We start from the raw sequence: 21,833 nt of genomic DNA on the forward strand, positions 1-21,833 counted from the left end.
ATGAGCCATGCAAAAAGAGCGCACATTATCTCACACACGCATTGGGATCGGGAATGGTATCTTCCTTATGAGAAGCACCATATGCGTCTGGTCAGCCTGATGGACTCGCTGCTGGATCGTTTGGATCAGGGGCCGGATTTCAAAAGCTTTTACCTCGACGGGCAGACCATTATCATTGAGGATTATCTGCAGGTGCGGCCGGATCAAAAGGACCGCCTGGTGAAGCACATTCAGGATGGCCGGATTATCATCGGTCCCTGGTATATTTTGCAGGATGCTTTTCTTACGAGCGGTGAGGCGAATGTGCGGAATATGCAGGTGGGGCACAGAGATGCGAAGCGTTACGGGACACCTTCCAAGATTGGTTATTATCCTGACACCTTCGGTTTGGTGGGGCAGACACCGCAGCTGATGCGGCAAGCGGGCATCGATAATGTGTTTTTTGGACGGGGCGTGAAACCAACGGGCTTCAACAATACCGTATCGGACGGAAGTTATGAGTCCAGTTTTTCAGAGCTGCTGTGGGAAGGGTCTGACGGCTCACGGGTGCTCGGGATTCTGTTTGCCAATTGGTATTCCAATGGAAATGAGATCCCTGTTGATGTGGAGGAGGCCCGCAAGTATTGGGGGCGCAAGCTGGCGGATGCCGAGAAATACGCATCAACCCGCGAGCTGCTGTATATGAACGGCTGTGATCATCAGCCGATTCAGCTGGATTTGCCGGAAGCAATTCGTACGGCGCAGCAGCTGTTCCCGGATGTCGAGTTCGTTCATTCCAATTTTGCAGATTATCTTGCTGCTGTAGAGCAGTCCCTGGATCGTGAATTGTCCAAGGTTAAAGGCGAGCTGCGCAGTCAGCGCACGGATGGCTGGGGAACGCTGGTGAATACGGCTTCGGCCCGCGTCTATTTGAAGCAGATGAACCAGGCAGGTCAAGCATTGCTGGAAAAAGTGGCTGAGCCGCTGGCTTCCCTGGCTCACCTGCTCGGGCAGGAATACCCGCATGATCGCTTCACCTATGCCTGGAAGACGCTGATGCAGAATCATCCGCATGACAGTATATGTGGCTGCAGTGTCGATGAGGTACACCGGGAGATGGTCACCAGATTCGATAAGAGCCGCCATGTGGCAGAAACGATTATAGCAGATAGCGCACGCCGCATTGCCGATGAGGTGGACACCACAGGATTTGAACGGTGGGGAAAGGATGCCTGTCCGTTTGTGGTATTTAACACCTCCGGGTGGGAACGCAGCGATGTGCTCAGCGTGGAGCTGGATGCGGCCCGTCTTTATTTCCGCGAAGGGCTGCCGCTTGCCGAGACGACCCGGCGCATGAACGAGCTGGACTTGTCTGGACGTATATTGGTGGACAGTGAAGGGAAGGAAGTGGCTTGTACGGTAGAGGATCTGGGTCTGCAGTTCGGCTATGATCTGCCGGACGACTGTTTCCGTCAGCCTTACAGTTGCCGACGTGTACGGATTACTTTTGAAGCGGAGAATGTACCGGCGCTGGGTCTGCGAACGTATGCATGGGTGCGCAAGAGCGGAAGCGCGGCAACGTCCTTGGCTGCTTCGTCTTCGTTGCTTGCGGGCAAGCGGGGGATGGAGAATGAATGGCTAAAGGTGGACATCTCGAATAACGGTTCGTTCACGGTGACCGACAAACAGACCGGACGAATCTATAAGGAGCTTGGGATTTATGAGAATGTGGGGGACATCGGCAATGAGTATATGTTCAAGCAGCCGGATGGAACGGAAGCCCTGACCACGCGTGAGCTTCGTGCCGAGATTCGGGTGCTGGAGGACACACCGTACAGAGCAGCCTATGAAATTATTCATCACTGGGAAATCCCCGCATCCGCTGACGAGGTATTGGATCGGGAGCAGAGAGAGCTGATTTATTACCCACAGCGGACCGCACAGCGTTCCAAGCATACCGTTCCGCTGATCATTCGCACCGTGATCTCCTTAAGCCGCGGTGGCAAGGGAGTGGTTGTAGAAGCTTCCTTTAATAATGGGGCCAAGGACCACCGTCTGCGGGTTTTGTTTCCGACAGATATTGTATCAACGACGCACAAGGTGGATTCCATGTTCGAGGTTGTGGTTCGCGAAAATAAACCGGCCCCCGAGTGGGAAAATCCGAGCAATACGCAGCATCAGCAGGCCTTTGTGGATGTAAGCGACGCTGCTGCCGGTTTGACGGTGGCGAACCTGGGGCTGAATGAGTACGAAGTATTGCAGGATGGACGAAATACCATTGCGGTAACTCTGCTTCGTGCGGTGGGAGAGCTTGGCGATTGGGGGCTGTTCCCGACGCCTGAGGCCCAATGTCTTGGCGAGCACACGGTTCGTCTGGAGATTATCCCGCATAACGGGGACGGGATAACAAATGGAGCCTATGCGGAAGCCTATCAATTCCAGATTCCATGGACGGCGGAGCAGACCGGGATTCATGCAGGCGCTTGGGCGCCGGACACGGCAGTAGTGGCATGGAGCGGAGCAGGACTGGCATTCTCTTCGCTCAAGGTGAACCCGGATTCAGGTGATCTTATGCTGCGCTGGTACAATATGAGTGGTCATCAGTCTGAGTTGAACTGCAGTGCCGCTTCTTCTGCGGCTGGGGACCTGTTCTCCGGGGAGGCTTACTGGAGTAATATTCTGGAGGAGCGAATAGATGAGGGAAACCGCATCATCCTGAAGCACGCAATCGATTCATCGTCTGCCCCAGGGTGTTCTATCCACGCCGGGCCCTGCGAAATCGTTACGGTGGGTGTGTCCAAAAATAAATAGCCTTGTTCCTGTTTTGTTAGCTAAATGTAAACAAACACTTCCCATTCCACCGATAAGTGGTTTGGGAAGCGTCTTTGTTTTTATAGGTTTATTTGTTATTGGAATTAGACTATGAGGTCTAATGTTAGACTTGTATCCGTCAAATTAGCGTTTTTTTTTAACTTTCCACGTCAGCCTCCAGCTTTAACTGGCGACGGTTCAGAATATCTATGCTGTGTCCATGTGTAGTCAGCTCAGAGGTTACTTTTCGTTCAAAACTGGCTTGAGCTGATTCGACCTGCTTGGTCAAGGCTAAATTCTCCAATACAGCTTGCTTGATGGCTGGTATATCCTTGGTATGCTCCTTGATATCCTTAACATCCGCCTCCAAGCGATCAAATCGAGAATCAATCCCATTGAACCTTGAATCCATGCTATCCAACCGAGAGTCAACACCATCAAACCTTGAATCCATACTGTCCAATCGAGAGTCAACACCATCAAACCTTGAATCCATGCTATCCAATCGAGAGTCAACACCATCAAACCTTGAATCCATGCTGTCCAATCGAGAGTCAATTCTGTCTACCTGAGTATTCAGTGACTTAAGCTCATCTAAAATTTGGGTTAAAATTTGTTCGCTCAATGATTCCAACACCTTTTTTTGAATTTTGTCATGAAAAGATTGGAATGTTAATCTGGTTGTGAATCTCCTGATTCCCTTGAACATTTCTTTCGTATAATCAGATATGGTCCGCACATCACTTTTTTGCGATGCTTCACAAAGCTTAAGATGGTAATGCAACGGGAAAGCTGAATGCTGATTATTGGCTAAATTCAAGGGGGGCAGCGTTTCTTTTATATGAGTTGATTATAACATAACACGTAAAAAAGTGACAATCTAAAAATAAAGAGCTGCGCCTGCTGAAATACATCAAGCCTCTGGTGACTTGCTTCGGAGGTAAGTGAAATGATCCCGGCATACAGCTTTTGCGAACGTAACGCAAAAAAGACGCTTGCGATGCCGCAGATGCGGAAGCGTCTTCTGGTACGCGGTCTTCGAGAACAGATCACTGCTTCTCAATCTTGGAAGGACTATTGATTTTGTATGGAACCGGGTTCTTGACGAGCTTTTTCTTGATGATTTTGGCATCGAAGGTGAGGATGTCCCCTTCAATCAGCTCATGTTTCTTCATCGTGGCGCTGTAGCTGGACCAAGCTGTGCCGATCTCCGACACCTCCGGCTCAAGGATCTTCACTTGATCATAGATGATGACCTCATCGTCATTATCCGAGAAATGATTAGGTACTGTGGTGAATTCCTTGACAATAGCCGTCATTTTTACCTTGCCCTCGGGCAGATCAAGCTTCGGAGCTTTTGCCGCCTTGGTGCCGCTGGACTTCACCGGGCTGTTACGATTGGTTTTGTCTTTAGACGTGATGTCCTCTTCGTCCGGCTCATCCGAAATACGCTTAAGTTCGCTGCGGACTGGTCCTCCCAGGAGGGAGTCCGGGGAAATGCCTGCGGCTGTGGCATCAGGACCGGGAACAGAGCTATCTGCCTGCAGGCTTTTTTGTTTCTGAACATCGGTAGCAGTAAAACTGTCTGAATTGATCGGACTGACAGCAGGTGATTCCTCGTCTCCAGTCTGCTCACTTCTCGTGCCGCTTGTCTTGACGTTATAGCCGGATGCCTGCATTTCTTTCAGATAAGAGGGATGGATGCAGTGTTTTTGTCCATTGTCCAGCAGGATAACTGCTGTAAAGCCATCGACGTATCCCAGCAACTCACAGGTAATATTCAGACCGTTACCTTTGTAATAGAAGGTCTTCAGCTTTGTGGCTTTGTCCGACAGCAGCCCCCAGGTTTTGCATTTGTCCAGCAGTTCGTCTTCATTCTCAAACGTTATGTAGTGCACAGGTTCAATCCCGAAAGTATAACTCATGACGTTGGATTCCGCCCTTTCTCATCTTGTCTCATTTTTTCCCCTAGTTTAGCATATATGGCTGCTGACTTCATCGGCATAACAAATTGCATATGAAATGCAGTACATCATGTGTTTTTGTTGAAAATCATATAGGTCTGTGCTACCATGCGGGAGTTGGGAAAATATAAGAAAAACATCTATCGACGTACTTTCAAGGAAGCTAGACCGCGTTTAGTAGTAGTTTTTCTTGCGATATCAGGAAGTATATTCCGGGTAATTTATGATTTAGTATCTTAATAAATACCAGGTAAATTAAAAAGGGCAGCAGCATGATTGATTGTTGGATCTGCACTTGAAGGGAAGTCAGAGAGAAGCATGAAAAGATGGTATTATGCTGTGGGTAGCATTTGTGCAGCAATCGCTGCCGTACTGCTTATATTATGGGCAGCCCCATTCCAGACAGAGAAAACGGCAAGTGTAAGCAGTGTAAACCCTGCGGGCCCTGCAATTCATACGAGTCCTGCAAATCCTGTAAATCCTACAAGTTCCACGAGTCATACGAGTTCTACAGATCCATGTGCTGAGGGATGCGAGAAGTATGATATTGTGGTGATCGGCAGCGAGATCCAGGGGGTGCTTCTTGCCAGAGAAGCGCGGAATTCCGGACTCCGTGTGCTGATGCTTGACCCTAGAAGCAAACCGGGCGGCGAGCTTACGCTGGCACAGATGCAGTTTCTGGACGAGCCGAATGACAAGAACAAACATAGCCTGGTCCAAGGGGAGATCAAGCCCTTGTTTGATGATTACAAAAATGGAAAGATCCGCACAGCGGCTGAATTCGACCGGTATTACAACAAGATGGTGAAGGGTATTCCAATGGAAAGCGGGATTGAGATTCAATCCGTGGAGACGGACGCCTTGCAGCAGGGAAAGACCTTAACCACGCTGACCTATCAAACGCCGGACGCCGCGATACATAAGGTTCAGGCCAATTACTGGGTGGAGAATACCGATTTCGCGGCACTGACCAGTAAACTGGGGGCCAAGCGTATCCCTGGAATGGAGAGTCTGTATCCTGGGGATAATCATGACCCTGATTATATGGCAGCCACACTCATGCTCAAATTCAAGAAGGTCAACTGGAACAGGCTGCACCAGGCTGTACTGGAGGATTATCCGTTGACGAATGTGCGGCAGAAATACGGTCCTAATACCTATGTAGACTGGAACATTGCAACAGGCTTCAGCAATATTTTGAGCAATTACAAGCCGCAGGATCCGCAGCTGATTCTAAGGGGCATGAATACCGTGGACCAGAAGCACGGGGAAGTCATTATGAATGCGCTGCTGATCTACGACGTGGACCCCGCCGTTCCCGAGTCAGTTCAGGAGGCTGTACACAAAGGAATGGAGGAAGCGCCGTTCGTGCTGGAGTTCCTTCGCAAGAACATCCCGGGCTTTGAGAAGGCGGAGCTTAACGGTTTTCCGGAGTACTTGTATATCCGTGATTATAATCGGTATGAGACGGAATATGTTCTGCAGTATGATGACGTTAAAAATGGCCACATGTTCTGGGATAACGTAAGTATCGGCGGTTATTCGATTGATCTGCAGGGCACCCAAAAGATACCGAAAGGGATTGGCTTCGGGAAGACTGATCGGTACGGCATGCCGCTTCGTTCCTTCGAGCTTAAGGAATATGACAACGTACTCGTTGTAGGCAAAAACGTCGGCGCCTCCATCAAGGCTTACGGCAGCGCCCGGATCATGCCGAACACGGCCCTTGCAGCGCAGACGATAGGAATTATACTCGGCCGGGAGCATAATAAGCGCTTGAAGGAATTGACCCCGGATGATTTCACACGAATTTACGCTTACCTGCAGAAAGATTACGATATTGTGTTGAACCATTGATGCGGTATCGGCAACCCGGGGTTCTGCAAATAATCAATGAAACAGAAAAAGCCCGTTAGATCCCTTGAGAAAATCAAGGATTTAACGGGCTTTACGTATATTTGTGCGTTTATGGTAAACTTCCGATATGGTCAGGGACATTATGGGTTAAAATAAAATATGGTTAAGAAAGGAAAAGGAACGGATTAGCTTGCCAAGTGCAATTGCGACATAAATACATCTAAAGAAGGTGCCTTGCATGAGGAACATTTGGCAGATTTACATAAATGACTGGAAAAATGTATTCAAAGTGTCCACAGGTGTTCTGCTGGTTATCGCTATTATTTTTCTGCCTTCAGTGTATGCCTGGGTGAATTTAAAGGCGATGTGGGACCCGTATGCCAATACTTCCGGGATCAAGGTGGCTGTTACAAGCGAGGACCAAGGCGCGGAGGTTAACGGCACGAAGATTAATATCGGGGATGAAGTGATCAACAGCCTGAAAGACAATACCAAACTTGGGTGGACATTCGTGGACCGCGAGGAAGCCAGAAGAGGGATAGAGGAGGGGGATTATTATGCCAGCCTCCTGATCCCGCAGGATTTTTCCAGCAAGATTGCCAGCATATTGACCGCAAATCCGCAGAAACCGCAGATCATGTACACAGTCAACGAAAAGCTGAATGCGGTCGCAACGAAAATTACATCCTCCGGCGCAACCTCGCTGACCAATCAAATCAGCAGCAACTTTATTGAATCAGCAAGCGAGGCTGTACTGAGCAAGCTTAAGGAAGCCGGAATCAAGCTTGAAGAGGAACTGCCCACCATTAGAAACATCGAAAACCAGGTGCTGGAGCTGAACAACAGGCTGCCGGATATCGAGAAGCTTGGCAATCAGGCGTTGGAGCTGGAAGCAAAGCTGCCCGCGATCAAGCAGCAGGGACAGAAAATATTGGCCCTACGGGATCGTATTCCCGAAATTAACGAAGCGGGACAGCTTGTGCTGAAGATTGAGGAAAATCTGCCGCTGCTTGATGAAGCAGCCAAGGTCGTGCTGCTGGTCCAACAGCGGCTGCCTGAGATCCAAAACGCCGCAGACCGGATTGTAGAGCTTGATCAGAATTTCGGCAAGGTGGAGAGTACACTGGAAACAGCGCTGAAGGATCTGCAAACCGCGCTTGAAGTCATCGGGGCCGCACAGGAAGCGCTGCCGAAGCTGGAACAGGTGGCAGAAAGCGGCGGTAATTTTGCCGACAGCTTGTCCGGCTTTCTAACAGACAACCAGGCGGCATTTGATTCGCTGGCGCCGATCATTAAAGAGGATCTGATCCTTGCGCAGCAAATTGCCGGTGAAACCAGCCAGCTTACGGACATCATCAGAGGCACGGATTTTGATCCGGATGAAGCCGCCGCTCTGCTGAGCCGGGTGAGCGGGCGCATCGATACGGCAGGGGCGGTACTGGGGCGCATATCCGGGCTGTTGACCGAACTGAATTCCTATCTGCCGGGTCAACCGCTGAATTCCGCCATTTCCCGTATAGATGGGGTACAGGATCGTTTCGGGCGCCTGTCTACTGTCATGACAAGCATAGGCCAAGCCTTGCAACAGGGGAAAAAACCGGCGTCTGATCTGCTGGATAATGCCGACAAGCTGGCCGGAGAGATCAGCAATGCGACCGGGGATATTTTATCCCGCTATGATACGGAAATCGTTCCGGCTGTCCAGGATGCATTACAGCAGTTGCGGACCAGCGCTGCGAATGCTGCCGATGTGCTGAAGACGGCAGAGGAGCAACTGCCGAAAATCAGCACCATTCTTGCTGATGCGCAGCAGGCCGCCGAATTCGGACAGAAGGAACTGACCCTGCTGAAGAAGGACCTGCCTGCAGTACGAAACAGGCTTCATGAAGCGGCCGCCACCATCCAGGGCAACATGGACAATTTCACTTTGGCAGTGAATCAGGCGGCCGATTTTGTGAATAAAGATCTGCCTGGTGTGAAGCAAAAAATCCATGAGGCCGCCGATTTCGTACGCAACGATTTACCGCAGGCGGAGGCGCAGTTTAAACGGCTTGCAGATTTGATAGAAAATAAGTTTCCCGAGGTGGAGAACGCAATCCATCAGGTGGCGGGTTTTGTGCGTGAGGATCTTCCCGGTGCTGAGAGCTCTATCAGCCGCGCAGCGGCTGCAATCCGCCAGTACAGAGCGCAGAACGATCTCGGCCAATTCATCTCGATGCTGAAAGGAGATGTGCAGAAGGAGAGCGATTTCCTCGGCAGCCCGGTGGAGCTAAAGGAGCAGCGGCTCTATCCGATACCGAATTATGGTTCGGCGATGTCGCCGTTTTATACTACATTGTCCATCTGGGTCGGTGCCATGCTGCTTGTATCCCTGTTCAAGGTTGATGTCGAAGACACGCAAGGGAGCTACAAAAGCTATCAGGTCTACTTCGGACGTTATCTGACCTTTGCGACCATCGGCATTTTTCAGGCGTTAAGCGTGTCGCTGGGAGATTTGTTTTTGCTGGGAACCTACGTCAATGCCAAGCTGTTGTTCGTATTGTCGTCGGTGCTCATCAGCCTTGTTTTTGTTGCCATTACCTATACCTTAGTCTCGGTGTTTGGCAACATTGGCAAAGGGCTGGCGGTTATTTTCCTGGTGCTGCAGTTTTCTAGCTCCGGGGGAACGTTCCCGGTCAGCACCAGCACCGCCTTTTTCCAGATGCTGAATCCAATCGTGCCGTTCACGTATGCTGTCAGCCTGCTGCGTGAAATGGTCGGAGGCATTCTGCCGCGCACGGCCATCAAGGATGTGCTGATGCTGATCCTGTTCCTCGTCATCTGCTTCGTTGTTGCGCTGATCTTGAAAAAGCCGCTTGGCAAATACACAAAACGGATGGCCGAAAAGGCGAAAAAGACGGGGCTTATTCCGTAATTCTCTGTGATGAGATTATTTTTGTGAACAAGACAAGGCGGTTTGAAATTAAGGTGGGAACGTATGATATGATGGTTTTAAAATTTTAAAAAACAGGAAAAGAACAATTTGCTGAAAGGAGGCATCCCCTTGAAAATAAGCCAGCTTTCCAAAGTGACGGGGGTAAGCGCCCGCTCGATCCGGTATTATGAACAGAAAAAGCTGCTTGCTGCAAAACGGCTTGACAACGACTATCGGGAATTCGGCGAGGCCGATGTCAAGCGCATCAAGACGATCCAGATTTATTTGGAGCTTGGGATGTCAACAAAGGAAATTCTTGAAATTTTGAAATGCCATGATACTTATGATGCTTATTCCGACGATGACGGAGTCTGTGAAGAAATGCTTGGGGCTTATGAAGAAAAACGCGAAGAAATCGCCCAGCAAATTCAATCACTCACTGCCGTGCAGCAGCGGTTGGACCAACGCATCGAACAAATGAGAGCCCGGCGGTTACTGACTACCGCCACTGGCGGAGCTCCCGAATCATAAGCAATTCTTCAGCAGCAAAAGGTTAGAGGAAAGCCCGGTCCACCTAAAGATGGATCGGGCTTTTTGTTGCCGATTCGACAGATGTAGACATTACCCTTTAATTTGAGTCTGCGCTAACTCTGTTTCTCGTGGAGCAGCTCGGTCAGACGGGCAAAGCTGTCCATGCCGTGGCCGGCGTCGACGGCTCGCTTGGCAATAACATGTGCTGCAAGCAGAACGCTGGAATCAATGCCATGGGCTTGTGCGGCATGAACAATATGCTCAATGCCCGCGGCTGCCGATTGAAGGTTGGAGCCTTCTCCCGGATATTGTCCGCTATCAGCTTGCTCGGCCATTATAGTCATAATTTCCGGCAGAATGCTGCTGATGTTTTGAGCGAAGGGAAGCAATTCTTTCGCGCTTATGTTCTCCGCCCGCGCCAAAGCGAGGGCATGAATGTAACCGCTCATGGATGTCCAGAAAATATCCAGAAGCGATATATCGTATGCCGCAGCCCGGCCGGGGTCTTCGCCGAGATGCACGGAAGTACCGCCAATGCTTGCCAGGGTTTCGCGATAAGCTTCATAGACAGCCGCAGGTCCGCTGTAAAGGACAACGGCCGAGCTGTGGCCGATCGTCGTTGTTGGCGTCATAATCGCTCCGTCCAGGTAGGCGATTCCGTGTTCTGCAGCCCATTGTGCCATTTGGCGCGCGCGCTCCGGCGGGTTGCTCGTCAGATTCACCAAAGTCCTCCCCTGCAGGGCTTCGCCAAGTCCACCGATGATCGCCTGCACGGCACCGTAATCGAGGACACAAATAATCGTCAATGGACTTGCGGCAACGGCATCGGCGGCGCTCTCGGCAAGGATCGCTCCCTGCGCGGTTAGGGCAGCGGCTTTACCAGCAGACCGATTCCAGACGGTTGTCGGATGACCGGCTTTCAGGAAGGCCCCGGCCAGAGCTTGCCCCATCGGCCCCAGGCCGAGTATCGTTACCGGTGTACGATTCAGGGTTTGCGTTGCTTCGTTAAGGCCTGTTTGGTGAAACGGCTCGTTTATTGTCATTAGAAATAACCTCCAATCTAATCGAGTTCATATGTTAGTTTCAAATGTGCAAACCGCTTAAGCCAATTCCGGCTTTCGGAGCAGCTCGACCAATCGGGACAGGCCGTCGGTGCCGTAGCCTTCTGCGACCCCACGATTGATCAGCTCCTGAATTGGCGTCATGAGCTCGGTGCTTATTCCCAGATCACGGCAGGCGTCAATGAAATGGACAAATCCTGTCTGATTAATATGAAGACTGGATACCTTTGTTTGATGCTCGCCTGCATCCACTGCTTGTGCCAGGTGGGGCAGGGAGGCTGACATGGCCTGGAGCCAGGGAACGACAAGCGAGGTGAACGTCTCCGCTTGGAGCTGTGCCGAGCGAATCATGGCAACGGCATGGAAGAAGCCGCCGAACATTCCATACATAGCGCTCAATAACGCAAGGTCATGCAAAGGAGCAAGACCGGGATTCGGGCCAAGATACCTTGCGGACCCGAAGCTTTCCAGCGCCGGTCCATAGGCATCGAAAATCTTTTGCGAACCGCTGTACAGGAGCAGCGCTTCAGGGGAGCCAATCATTTGTGGAACAGCCATGATCCCGCCGTCCAAATATTCAACGCCCTGTTCGCTTGCCCAGGCAGCCGTCTGGTGTGCTTGCGCTGGCGTTCCGTTGGTCAGGTTTACAATCGCCCGGCCGTGCACTGTATCGCCCGCTTGTTCGAGAATCTCGCTCACTACCCTATAATCCAGCACGCAGATGATCACCAGCGGACTCGCCGAAATTGCTTCGGCCACTGTGCCCGCCACCACTGCTCCCTGTGCCGCAAGCTTATCAGCCTTGTCGGCCGTCCGATTCCAGACTGTCGTCTGATAACCTTGCTTTAATAATGCGTGAGCGAGAGCCGATCCCATCATGCCCAAGCCGATAACCGTTACTGGCGGGTGTTTGATGTTGCCAGTATTCGATTCATGATTTACCAAGTTTTCATTTTGTCTGATTTCTTTCATAAGAGTCTTCATCTCCTTTCTGCTTGATCTTAAAAGATTGACACAGTGTCAAAGTCAATATGTATTTTTCACACCGAATGAAGGCAATGGTTTTAAACATAGAAACAAACATGTAAAATAGTGGTTGGCAGCGTTCTCACTGCAAAGGACGAATACTGACCTCAGGCGGGAACGCGGAAGTTTACGCATTATTGCCAAATCCTAATCACATGAAAGGGCGGGAGGCTGGACATGCAGTATACTTACTTGGGCAAGTCGGGATTGAAGGTCAGCCAGCTGTGTCTGGGGACGATGAACTTCGGACCAGAGACGGAGGAGAAGGAAGCTTTCAAAATTATGGACGCCGCACTGGATGCGGGCATCAACTTCTTTGACACGGCAAACGTGTACGGCGGCGAAGCGCACAGGGGCTGGACGGAGGAAATTATCGGCCGCTGGTTCAAGCAGGGCGGCGGTCGGCGCGAGAAGGTTGTACTTGCAACCAAGGTGTACGGAGACATGAATGATGAGACAGACGGGCCTAATGCAGAACGGGGATTATCGGCTTACAAGATCCGCCGTCATCTGGAAGGCTCGCTGCAGCGGCTGCAGACCGATCATATTGAGCTTTACCAGATGCATCATGTGGACCGCAATGTATCGTGGGATGAGCTGTGGGGTGTGTTCGAAAATGCGGTGCAGCGAGGGCAGGTGGGTTATATCGGTTCCAGCAACTTTGCAGGTTGGCATATTGCCGTCGCCCAGGCTGAAGCCAAAGCGCGCCATTTTCTCGGACTGGTATCCGAGCAGCATTTATACAATTTGATGCAGCGCACCGCCGAGCTGGAGGTGCTTCCGGCTGCGGAAGCGCTTGGGCTGGGTGTTATTCCCTGGAGTCCGCTGGCAGGCGGGTTGCTCGGGCGTAACGCGCTGTCTGGTACAGGCGCACGCAGCACGCGCTCGCAGGAGCGGATTGAGCAGAACCGCAGCAAGTTGGAGCGGTTCTCCGCCGTATGCCGGGAGCTCGGGGAGAAGGAGGATGTCGTTGCGCTGGCGTGGGTGCTGTCCCATTCCGCCGTAACCGCGCCGATCATCGGACCGCGGACGCTGCAGCAGCTTGAGGACTCTCTCCACGTTCCGGAAGTGAGGCTGGAGGAGGACGTACTCAAGCAGCTTGACGAGATTTTCCCGGGTCCGGGCAAGCCGGCGCCGGAAGCCTATGCCTGGTAATTTAACATAGTGAACATATAGAAAAAGGAGTACCTGCGCGGTTTGAGTGTGAATCCGCACAGGTACTCCTTTTTTTTCATGACAGGCTTACAAGGAAGAGGGCTTGATCCATATTTTTGAAATATCGACAAAACCGAAGGCTTCCACCTGCAGACCGCGCAGTGAAGGGTGGAGCTGGCTTTTTTTGTTCACATGGCAGCCGTGCAACAGCCATTTTTCATCCCGGATCATTTGTTCCAACTGGTCAAGACGCTGCTCACGCTCTTTCGTTTGCACTTGGCTAAAGTCGCCAAGCAGGGCGTTTATCGCCTTTTTTTGCTCGTCCTGCAGCAGCAGATTAAGGTAATTTTCCGGATTAAGGTAGAAATTAAACAATCCCCATTGCACATCGCTTTCCAGCACTTCTTCAGCGAGAATCATATCCGCCACTTCCTTGAACATTTGCGGGTCAATCCGGTGTATCGGGTGAAGCTCAAGGTTTACACCGACGGAAGCGCAGCGCCGTTGTAGCCAATGCGCTTCTTCGGTCTCGTCCTTCTTCGGAAGGAAGTACAGCTTCAATGCTTCCCCATGATACCCGGCCTTGGTCAACAGATGCCCGGCTTCTTCGAGCGGTCTGTCCGGGAGGGGCGAATTGCGGCTCTTTTCCGGCAGAAGGCTGTTTGCCGCCAGAAGACGGTTGCCCTTCAATTCACGGAGCAGGGCATGGGGATTGTACAGAATACGCATTGCCTCACGAAACGGATACTGCCTGTGGCTCCCCTCCCTTGTCATATTGAACAGCAGGTAGCGACAGCCGGTAACGGCATAATCCAGCTCTGATGTCGCCTGCTGTTCATCCACTTTCGGCGTATTCGTCTGCGGAAGCGAGTAATTGCGGACATTGGACCGCTCGTTGGGTACGAACAGCAACTCAACGCGGTCAAGCAGTGGCCGTTCCCTGAAATGATCGCTAAACGCTTCCAGCACAATCAGATGTTCGGTTTGTTCAGCTATACGGAATGGGCCTGTACCGATAACCGGATGCTCGTTCAGGTTGGTTCCCACGGGAAGAATGGACATATGAATGGAGGCAATGGAATGCAGCAAAAAGGTATTCGGCTTCCGCATATAAAAAACAACAGTCCATCTGCCGCAGGCATCAACCCGCTCTACATCGGCAAACTGCCACAAAGCCGGAGAACGCTGCCCCCGCAGCCGGTTAAAGGTGAATACAACGTCCTCGGCAGCCAGTGTGCGGCCATGATGAAAGCGGACATCCTTGCGCAGATAGAATACCCAGCAGCGTTCCTCTTCACGGTACTCCCAGGTGTGTGACAAGGACGAAAGAAAGCTGCGGGAGACCGGATCATACACGATCAGCGTATTGCACAGCTGGCCAAGAAGGCTGCTTTCGATCGCCGTAAACACCATGGCGGGGTCCATTACGTGCAGGTGCCGGTTATAGGTGATGCGCAAAACTTCAGGACCGGCGGCATCCTGCTCCAGTGACTGCAGGCCAAACTCCCGGTCGAGCATATTTCGCAGCTTATCCTGCAAAAAAGGAGAGAGGGCGGGATTCAACATCAGCTCCACCGCTTCCCTGACCTTGCCGTCTTTGAGATAAGCCCTGAAGTGCTGCTCTACCATTTCATCCAGCCCGCGCAGCAGGGTGATGCGAGAGGTGCAGCCTCTGCCTTTTCCCGCCTGCCAGCGAATATAACCCGTTTCCTCCAGTTTGCGCAGAATAAATTTAACGTTCCTGGGCGTACAGCACAGCTCGTCCGCCAACTGCTGCACCGTGACAGGATGCTCCTGCCCCTGGCCACTTATGTTTCCGCACATCTGCAGAATTCTCGTATAATGTTGTTCCATCAAGTTCATGAGGCTTCCTCCGGTTGTTAACAACAAGTCTATAGTACATCATACACTCATTTTCCTGTTTTTTGGGTGGACATTTGAGGTACCTGATAAAGAGGCATCTCCGCGCCCGCCCGGAACCACAAAAAATGGGGAGGAATACAATGTGAAGAGAAGAATGAGAGAGGGGGGGAATATCATGCAGATGATTTACCCGCTGGAACAAGACGTATGCAAACAGCATATTGGCAAAAACGTATGTGTAGTCTTCCATGACGGCTCCTATATGACCGGTACGCTGAGTGAAGTGACAGATCAGGGACTTGTATTTGGCGAAGCACCCGTTGCATCTGTTAGATCGTCCAACATTTCCAAGGCAAAGCAGCGACGCAAAAAGGCGGGCGCCGTGAAGACCCAGGCTTTTGGCGGATATCCTTATGGTGGCTTTAGGCCATTTCGCAATTTTGCGCCTTTCGCAGCAATTTCCTTATTATTCCTGTTGCCTTTTCTTTTTATTTAGCAGACTGATCGGCAGACAAGTTCCGGGAGCGCGCACTGTCTGCCGGTTGTTCTACTGAACTTTACAGCGGGAACGACGACCCGATATAATGAACCATTATATACATAGGCAAGGATTAAAAGGAAGGTGTACTTCTTATGAAAACATATAATTGGAGTGCTTTTTCTCTAGCAATGATTTTGTTTATTTTAACTTTATACTCATTATATTCTTTTATTTATAATGAATGGATGATTTCTCCGCCCAATTATATAATTCTTATTTTTTCCTTTCTGGCCTTGATTCTGGGTATATTAGGCATTTTCGATAAATCAAGCTGGTTTGCGAAGCTGCGGAGTTGGATCTCAATAATTCTTTCCGCAGTACTTATGTTCACTATGCTCATTGCTGTATCATTTACAACTATGTTCTCGGGGGCAAAAGGGTTGCTCTCAACAGTGCATTCTCCAGATGATAAGTATACAATCCATTTCTATCGTACTAACGCGGGGGCCATGGGGACATTTGGTGTTTTGGGTGAGTTAAGAGGCCCACTTTGGTCTAAGAAAAAGATTTATGCTGAAAAGAGAGTAGATCAAGTTGATGTTGAATGGGAAAATAATCACATAATTTTGATTAATAATCATAAATTGGATTTAAAGAAAGGGGAATCATTATTTCAATAATAAGAAAGACTTGCTTCCTGATCTTAAGGAAAGCGAGTCTTTTTCTTGTGTTATCATCCTGTTTGATGAGGAGTTGAAGCGGAGAAAATATGACTGTACTCGGCAGGGCAGCCTAAATATTCAAAAGCTTTCCGCGCCGGCTCATCCACTGGCAGGAAAACTCCGATTCTTGGGTACATGCTGCTGCCGGCAGAAATATAAATTTGCTTGTAACGGATGGGAACCAGCTCGCCTGAGCTTTCCGTTCTGGCTAATATCGTTCTGGAGGAATTCTCTTGGAATTCCTGATACTTCGGCTCCATTTTCCAAATCTGGTCGGCATCGGCGTATTGATGGATTTTTTGCGTCAGATTCTGGTACCAGGCATCGTAGCGGGAGAGCAGATGATTCCTCTTGAAAGCATTGATTCCATGGATCGCGTGCGATTTCCACTGTTCCAAAGATGCTGTGTCAAAGCTGGAACGTGATCTGATGGGAAGTTCAGAATTAAAATGAAAGTCGAACAAATTCATAGGATTTTCGTAAAAAAAATCAAGAGATATTTCAAATAAGCGACGGAATGCTTCGTTAGAATCCTTTATATCTAAAGTATAGTTAACGACCATGGCAGGAAAGGGCAAATGAGTCATCAATTGATGTGCCTGCTCCAGCGCAAGCTCCAGGGTGCGTCCTTCCAATGGGGAATCCAGCGGAAGATAACCGGCAGCTACGAGCAGATCGTTGCGCTCATCAGAGGTGCACTCAAGATAGTCGGCAATATTTATTAACGTGTGTCGGTCCGGCAATCGATTTGAACGTCCGATCAGCAAATTTTTATACGTAGGGCAGACTTCGTCATTCAATTCCTCTTGGGTGAAACGTTTTAATGAAGGATGGGGTTGATCGGCATATTGACGCTGACGCTTCATGCGGAGCGCTTCGATTTCCCCTAGTGCAGCTTTCAGCAATTTAAGTTGTGGGCTCCGGTCTGTATACACGAAGTTTTCCCCCTTGTTTGTGCAAGTGTAATTTTACACTTGGGCCAAATATTTGGTTCAAGTATATTCGTTTATGAAAATCAATGTCAAAGAACAATCACTGGAAACATAAGATGGGGGGCAGCAGCATGAAAGCAATCATGATGATGGATTACGGGGTTTCAGAAGCTCTACAGGAACAGGAAATAGCCAAACCGGAGCTGAAAGAAAACGAGGCGCTTGTCGAAATGTACGTAACAACGCTTAACTCCGGGGATCATTTGATTCTTACTGGAGCTTTTCGCAATGTTGTTCCCCTCCGGCTGCCACATATTCTCGGTATAGAAATTGCTGGTATCGTGAGAGAGGTTGGAGAGAAGGTCACACGTGTGAAGCCTGGCGACCGGGTTATAGGGTTGCTGCCAACCGGTGGAGGTTATGCGGAATATGTGGCAGTAGATGAGACAGGGCTTGCTGTTATCCCGCCCACGCTCTCGTTTCAGGAAACGGCTGCGCTGTCTGCTGTTGGTCTGACCGCATGGCAGTCGCTGTTTCGATTCGGCAATCTGCAGTCGGGACAGCGCATTCTGATCCACGCAGGTGCAGGGGCAGTGGGGCATATCGCCGTTCAGCTTGCCAAACAGCACGGAGCATACGTAATTGCCACGGCTCGTGCCCATAATCATGAATTTGTGCGGCAATTGGGGGCTGACGAGGTGATTGATTACAATACAACCGATTTTGCGGAATCGGTCAGTCCGGTAGATATGGTACTTGATATGGTAAGAGACGGTGGAGAAACGGAACGAAAAAGTTACACGGTATTGAAGGATGGAGGCAAGCTTCTATCGCTTGTATCTCCTATGATCGGTCAGAACGAGCGCATACGCGGCATCGAAGCTCTATTTGTCCGGCCGCAGCCGAGTAACAGCGACTGGTCATCCCTTATCCGTTATGTTCAGGAACAAAAGCTTAAGGTCCATATTGATCGGATTTTTCCATTCACTGCAAAGGGAGTGGCGGAAGCGCACCAGGCAGGCGAAGCTAGTAAAAAAGGACAACTGCTGATTTGCAGGAATGTTTAACTGAATCTTAACAATTTTATCCCTCCATAACTAAATAGTGTGGTAAAATAGTGAAAATGGTAAATGGTGGGGGTCGAAATGTGTTCAAAAAGTACAATAGAAAATATTGGATTCTTCTTCCTCCTTTTTTGGCAGCTATAATACTTCTAGTAATTTATTTGCCTCAGGAATCCAGAAAGTTTGTAGTTGTTGTTCCTCTCTTATTTTGGGCTTCATATTATACTTGGGAATATATAGAGAGGAAAAACGAGGCAAAGAGAAGTCAGTAAGAGAGGGTGTCCACATTTTCGAAAAAGACTTTGCTTTCCTGATATTAAGGAAAGAAAGTCTTTTCTTTATTTAAAACGATACTTTGGATAATCTTTCTGCTCCGAATCACCATTGAAAGTAGCATATACGGAACGTCCTAAATAAAGAGGGATTTCTAACTTATTCATATTTGGCATAGTCCATCCATCCATTTCTATGAATTTTTCTTCATCTTTGTAAATAGTCTGGATTTCTTCTGTTACAAAGTCATGGCTTCCATAGGTTCTTGAATCTATTACCTTGCACTCATAAGCAAATAAGCTGCTTTTAATATGGGAACGTTCAGCTTCATACCATTGTCATACCCGATGTTATACGCAGAGAATTTATCTATATCCCTCCCACTTCTAGTTCCTACAATCTGAATTAGTTCAGCAAGGTTTGCCGGAACCTATTATTTTCTCTACTAAAACAACAGTCTAATCTTGATTCCGAAGCTTTAAAGGTGGGTGCAGTTATATTAAGTTTTGGAATTTACGCAGCATCAGTAGATTGGAAAAATAATGGGTCTTCCTCGGCAGAATAATATATAGAAAAAGCCTTACCGTTTATAGTGACCGAAATAGATAATCTAAATAATTGATCTGAGTAAGATTTGGTGGATGATGTTCTGATTGGAATCGGGGGCAATCCCTTAAGTCATGGATAATAGCTGAGGGGTTGCCTTTTTTAATGCACCGAGTGCTAAGACCGTTACACTTGACGAGAAAGACGCATGTGTTTATCATTAGAATGAGCGTTCAATCTGGCTGCTATACAAAAATTTCGGTGGGAGGAGTCTCTATGTTCGAGAACTATAACAAAGTGCAGAAAGCCGTGTTGGAGACGACTCTTGGCATTTTGATCGAGAAAGATCTACAGGCGACGTCGATGTCGCTCATAGCTAAACAGTCCGGTGTTTCGACAGGTAATATATACCATTATTTCAGCAGCAAGGAATCTATCATCAACGAGCTGTACAAAGCGATCGTCAGGTTCAACGGTGAGTTTGTGCTGAAAGGATTTTACGATACAGACGACATCCGGAAGCGCTTCGAGCAGGCTTGGGAGCGTTACGTCCGGCTCAGTCTGGAGCATCCGCAGGGCTTCCGGTTTATCGAGCAGTATTCCTTCTCCCCTTACATTTATCCAGAGTCGAAAGAAGAGGCTTACGAGGGCGGTTGGTGCGGACCGATGAACAAGCTGTACGCGGAGGCGATCAACCAGGGGCTTTTCGTCAAGGAGAATCCGCTTGCTTTGGTGCAGATGCATTCCGGTTCATTCGTCTACTTGATCAAAGGGCATCTGCAGGGGCGTTTTCAATTAACGGAAGAGACGATCCGTACGGCGATTCGCTCCTGCTGGAAGTCGGTATGCAGCGAATAAACGGTGTCCACCGATATAGCTTCATTTGACAAACAGATTATAGGGCATTATGATTAGAACGATCATTCGATCTAATCATTACAAGCTATAGAACGAACATTCAATCCAGTTGTTGCAAATTATAGAATGAACGTTCAATACAAAATTGGAGGTATTAAGGTGAGCAAAACGGTATTTATTACGGGAACCAGTTCGGGATTGGGTAAACAAACGGCGATTCGCTTCGCTCAAATGGGCTGGAATGTTGCGGCCACCATGCGCACGCCGGAGAAAGAAACAGAGCTGACGTCTTATGACAACATTAAAATATTCAAATTGGATGTTACCCGGGTGGATCAGGTTCAAACGGCTGTAGAGCAAGCCATAGCCGCATTCGGGAAAATTGATGTCGTCATCAATAATGCCGGAATGGGCACATATGGCCCGTTGGAGCTGGCCAAAGAGGACGCGATCGATTGGCAGTTTGCCGTTAATACGCGGGGACCGATCAATGTCATTCGTAAATTTCTCCCGCATTACCGGGCCAACGGCGGGGGGATGTTTATCAATATCAGTTCGTTCATGGGAATCACGACAGCGGTCCCGCTCGGATCACTCTACAACATGTCCAAGTTTGCTTTAGAAGGTTTGACGGAAGGTCTTTATTACGAACTGCGTCCATTTAATATCGAGCTTAGATTGATTGAGCAAGGCGGCTCTTCAGGAAATAATTTCAAGGAAAATATCAATTGGAACAAAGATGAGAATATTAAAGATTACGACGATATGATGATGAAGCTTCAAGAAATCATGAGTTCCGCTGAAACTCACGGCGAACTGGATGACCCGCAAATGATCGTGGATGCCATTGTCGCGCTGGCGACGGGGAAGAGCAAGAAATTCCGCACGGTTATCGGCGCGGCCGGCAACAATCTGATGGCCCTTAGAAACTCTGTGCCAATCGAAGAATATTTGGAGACAATGGTCAAAAACTATTGATCAGGATCAAGATAACAGCCACGGACACGAGTACAAAGTTTCAGATATCCTCCAAATTCAAAAGGACCGTCAGGGTGAACTTCCCTGACGGTTTTCCTTTTAAATAAACCGTTTACAAGGGGAGCCTCCTTGTTTGCATTTCGCCAGGCTCAAGTTTTACCGGTACAAGGGGGACAAGGACTTGCTGTATAATCTAATAATGATTAATCCGAAAATTTTCCTGGTCCTGCTACAAAACAAAAAAAGAGTTCGTCTTTCTAATAGCTGCAGCTGAAAGGAGGCAAAACAAAATGAGTATTCCGGAATCCTCGGCATTCCGTAACATATTTTATGAGCATTATCCAACTGTACACAGAAAACTGACCGCCTTGGTGCGGGATGAAGCCGCAGCCGATGATTTGGCACAGGAGGTATTCCTGAGGCTGTACAGGAACCCGCCCGACAACCCGGAGGCCATGGGGGCATGGCTGCACCGTGTACTGACTAGAATCGGATACGATTACCTGGAGAAAAAAGCTAGAGAGAGGAAGTTGCAAAATAAGCAGGAGATGATGTACGAGGGGGAAGCCACTCCTGAATCTGGAGAAGATGCGCTGATGCGCCAAATGGATCAGGAAGAAGTCCGGGCCTGGCTGGACAGACTTCCCGAGCGGGACCGCCAGGCGCTGCTTCTCCGCTATTCGGGCTACAGCTACGCGGAGATCGCACAGGAGCTCAATGTCAGGCAGCCGCTGATCGGCAGTCTGCTGCAAAGAGCGACACGCAAGCTGCAGGCCACAGCCACCAAGGCTATGGCCCGGCAGGATTAACAATCGGAA

The 21,833-nt window shown here is 49.4% G+C and carries 17 protein-coding genes; 11 read left to right on the forward strand and 6 right to left on the reverse strand.

Annotated features, from left to right (window positions below):
• Window positions 1-2,790, forward strand: coding sequence for an alpha-mannosidase (locus ACE41H_RS00695; protein WP_375352565.1), 2,790 nt, complete (start codon window positions 1-3; stop codon window positions 2,788-2,790).
• Window positions 2,791-2,947: 157 nt separating this feature from the next.
• On the opposite strand, the gene ACE41H_RS00700 is transcribed toward ACE41H_RS00695, so the two are convergent.
• A complete protein-coding gene (locus tag ACE41H_RS00700; protein ID WP_375352566.1) occupies window positions 2,948-3,610 on the reverse strand; it encodes a hypothetical protein in 663 nt (220 codons plus the stop codon).
• Window positions 3,611-3,839: 229 nt separating this feature from the next.
• The gene (locus ACE41H_RS00705) at window positions 3,840-4,715 is read right to left on the reverse strand and encodes a hypothetical protein (protein ID WP_375352568.1); all 876 of its coding nucleotides are present in this window, start codon (window positions 4,713-4,715) and stop codon (window positions 3,840-3,842) included.
• Between the two features lie 357 nt (window positions 4,716-5,072).
• Between ACE41H_RS00705 and ACE41H_RS00710 the strand changes: the two genes are divergently transcribed.
• From ACE41H_RS00710 to ACE41H_RS00720, 3 genes are all read left to right on the forward strand, one after another.
• Complete coding sequence (locus tag ACE41H_RS00710) at window positions 5,073-6,611, forward strand: FAD-dependent oxidoreductase (protein WP_375352570.1); 1,539 nt, start codon at window positions 5,073-5,075, stop codon at window positions 6,609-6,611.
• A gap of 238 nt (window positions 6,612-6,849) precedes the next feature.
• The gene (locus tag ACE41H_RS00715) at window positions 6,850-9,525 is read left to right on the forward strand and encodes a YhgE/Pip family protein (protein ID WP_375352571.1); all 2,676 of its coding nucleotides are present in this window, start codon (window positions 6,850-6,852) and stop codon (window positions 9,523-9,525) included.
• 129 nt (window positions 9,526-9,654) lie between these two features.
• A complete protein-coding gene (locus ACE41H_RS00720) occupies window positions 9,655-10,056 on the forward strand; it encodes a MerR family transcriptional regulator (protein ID WP_375352573.1) in 402 nt (133 codons plus the stop codon).
• 113 nt (window positions 10,057-10,169) lie between these two features.
• Here the strand turns inward: ACE41H_RS00720 and ACE41H_RS00725 are convergent, their stop codons facing one another.
• Window positions 10,170-11,099 (reverse strand): NAD(P)-dependent oxidoreductase, encoded by a 930-nt coding sequence (locus ACE41H_RS00725; RefSeq protein ID WP_375352574.1) that lies wholly within the window; start codon window positions 11,097-11,099, stop codon window positions 10,170-10,172.
• A 57-nt stretch (window positions 11,100-11,156) separates the two neighbouring features.
• Window positions 11,157-12,089, reverse strand: coding sequence for an NAD(P)-dependent oxidoreductase (locus tag ACE41H_RS00730; protein WP_375352575.1), 933 nt, complete (start codon window positions 12,087-12,089; stop codon window positions 11,157-11,159).
• A 231-nt stretch (window positions 12,090-12,320) separates the two neighbouring features.
• Here ACE41H_RS00730 and ACE41H_RS00735 point away from each other — a divergent pair, with 231 nt between their 5' ends.
• The gene (locus ACE41H_RS00735) at window positions 12,321-13,298 is read left to right on the forward strand and encodes an aldo/keto reductase (protein ID WP_375352576.1); all 978 of its coding nucleotides are present in this window, start codon (window positions 12,321-12,323) and stop codon (window positions 13,296-13,298) included.
• 87 nt (window positions 13,299-13,385) lie between these two features.
• Here the strand turns inward: ACE41H_RS00735 and ACE41H_RS00740 are convergent, their stop codons facing one another.
• Window positions 13,386-15,161 (reverse strand): ABC transporter substrate-binding protein, encoded by a 1,776-nt coding sequence (locus tag ACE41H_RS00740; protein ID WP_375352577.1) that lies wholly within the window; start codon window positions 15,159-15,161, stop codon window positions 13,386-13,388.
• 175 nt (window positions 15,162-15,336) lie between these two features.
• On the opposite strand from ACE41H_RS00740, the gene ACE41H_RS00745 reads away from it, so the two are divergent.
• Both ACE41H_RS00745 and ACE41H_RS00750 read left to right on the forward strand, forming a co-directional pair.
• Window positions 15,337-15,657 carry a hypothetical protein gene (locus tag ACE41H_RS00745; protein WP_375352578.1) on the forward strand — a complete coding sequence of 107 codons (321 nt, stop codon included), beginning with the start codon at window positions 15,337-15,339 and terminating at the stop codon, window positions 15,655-15,657.
• Between the two features lie 137 nt (window positions 15,658-15,794).
• Window positions 15,795-16,322 carry a DUF5412 family protein gene (locus tag ACE41H_RS00750; RefSeq protein WP_375352580.1) on the forward strand — a complete coding sequence of 176 codons (528 nt, stop codon included), beginning with the start codon at window positions 15,795-15,797 and terminating at the stop codon, window positions 16,320-16,322.
• A 53-nt stretch (window positions 16,323-16,375) separates the two neighbouring features.
• Here the strand turns inward: ACE41H_RS00750 and ACE41H_RS00755 are convergent, their stop codons facing one another.
• Window positions 16,376-17,230 carry an MmyB family transcriptional regulator gene (locus tag ACE41H_RS00755; RefSeq protein ID WP_375353134.1) on the reverse strand — a complete coding sequence of 285 codons (855 nt, stop codon included), beginning with the start codon at window positions 17,228-17,230 and terminating at the stop codon, window positions 16,376-16,378.
• Window positions 17,231-17,427: 197 nt separating this feature from the next.
• Here ACE41H_RS00755 and ACE41H_RS00760 point away from each other — a divergent pair, with 197 nt between their 5' ends.
• The 4 genes from ACE41H_RS00760 to ACE41H_RS00775 all read left to right on the forward strand — a co-directional run bounded on the left by ACE41H_RS00760 (window position 17,428) and on the right by ACE41H_RS00775 (window position 21,824).
• Entirely contained in the window at window positions 17,428-18,363 is a 936-nt protein-coding gene (locus ACE41H_RS00760) for an NADP-dependent oxidoreductase (protein ID WP_375352581.1), read from the forward strand.
• 1,092 nt (window positions 18,364-19,455) lie between these two features.
• Window positions 19,456-20,037 (forward strand): TetR/AcrR family transcriptional regulator, encoded by a 582-nt coding sequence (locus ACE41H_RS00765; RefSeq protein WP_375352582.1) that lies wholly within the window; start codon window positions 19,456-19,458, stop codon window positions 20,035-20,037.
• 159 nt (window positions 20,038-20,196) lie between these two features.
• The gene (locus tag ACE41H_RS00770) at window positions 20,197-21,015 is read left to right on the forward strand and encodes an SDR family oxidoreductase (RefSeq protein ID WP_375352583.1); all 819 of its coding nucleotides are present in this window, start codon (window positions 20,197-20,199) and stop codon (window positions 21,013-21,015) included.
• 290 nt (window positions 21,016-21,305) lie between these two features.
• A complete protein-coding gene (locus ACE41H_RS00775; RefSeq protein ID WP_375352584.1) occupies window positions 21,306-21,824 on the forward strand; it encodes a sigma-70 family RNA polymerase sigma factor in 519 nt (172 codons plus the stop codon).
• Window positions 21,825-21,833 lie beyond the last annotated feature (9 nt).

Origin of the sequence: Paenibacillus enshidis (genome assembly GCF_042136365.1) — a bacterium.
In the GTDB taxonomy this organism is placed as follows: domain Bacteria; phylum Bacillota; class Bacilli; order Paenibacillales; family Paenibacillaceae; genus Paenibacillus; species Paenibacillus enshidis.

Coding starts and splice junctions, on each gene's coding strand:
- ACE41H_RS00695 (WP_375352565.1), top strand. CDS start 1: ATGAGCCATGCAAAAAGAGCGCACATTATCTCACACACGCATTGGGAT.
- ACE41H_RS00705 (WP_375352568.1), bottom strand. CDS start 4,715: ATGAGTTATACTTTCGGGATTGAACCTGTGCACTACATAACGTTTGAG.
- ACE41H_RS00710 (WP_375352570.1), top strand. CDS start 5,073: ATGAAAAGATGGTATTATGCTGTGGGTAGCATTTGTGCAGCAATCGCT.
- ACE41H_RS00715 (WP_375352571.1), top strand. CDS start 6,850: ATGAGGAACATTTGGCAGATTTACATAAATGACTGGAAAAATGTATTC.
- ACE41H_RS00725 (WP_375352574.1), bottom strand. CDS start 11,099: ATGACAATAAACGAGCCGTTTCACCAAACAGGCCTTAACGAAGCAACG.
- ACE41H_RS00730 (WP_375352575.1), bottom strand. CDS start 12,089: ATGAAAGAAATCAGACAAAATGAAAACTTGGTAAATCATGAATCGAAT.
- ACE41H_RS00735 (WP_375352576.1), top strand. CDS start 12,321: ATGCAGTATACTTACTTGGGCAAGTCGGGATTGAAGGTCAGCCAGCTG.
- ACE41H_RS00740 (WP_375352577.1), bottom strand. CDS start 15,161: ATGAACTTGATGGAACAACATTATACGAGAATTCTGCAGATGTGCGGA.
- ACE41H_RS00745 (WP_375352578.1), top strand. CDS start 15,337: ATGCAGATGATTTACCCGCTGGAACAAGACGTATGCAAACAGCATATT.
- ACE41H_RS00750 (WP_375352580.1), top strand. CDS start 15,795: ATGAAAACATATAATTGGAGTGCTTTTTCTCTAGCAATGATTTTGTTT.
- ACE41H_RS00755 (WP_375353134.1), bottom strand. CDS start 17,230: ATGAAGCGTCAGCGTCAATATGCCGATCAACCCCATCCTTCATTAAAA.
- ACE41H_RS00760 (WP_375352581.1), top strand. CDS start 17,428: ATGAAAGCAATCATGATGATGGATTACGGGGTTTCAGAAGCTCTACAG.
- ACE41H_RS00765 (WP_375352582.1), top strand. CDS start 19,456: ATGTTCGAGAACTATAACAAAGTGCAGAAAGCCGTGTTGGAGACGACT.
- ACE41H_RS00775 (WP_375352584.1), top strand. CDS start 21,306: ATGAGTATTCCGGAATCCTCGGCATTCCGTAACATATTTTATGAGCAT.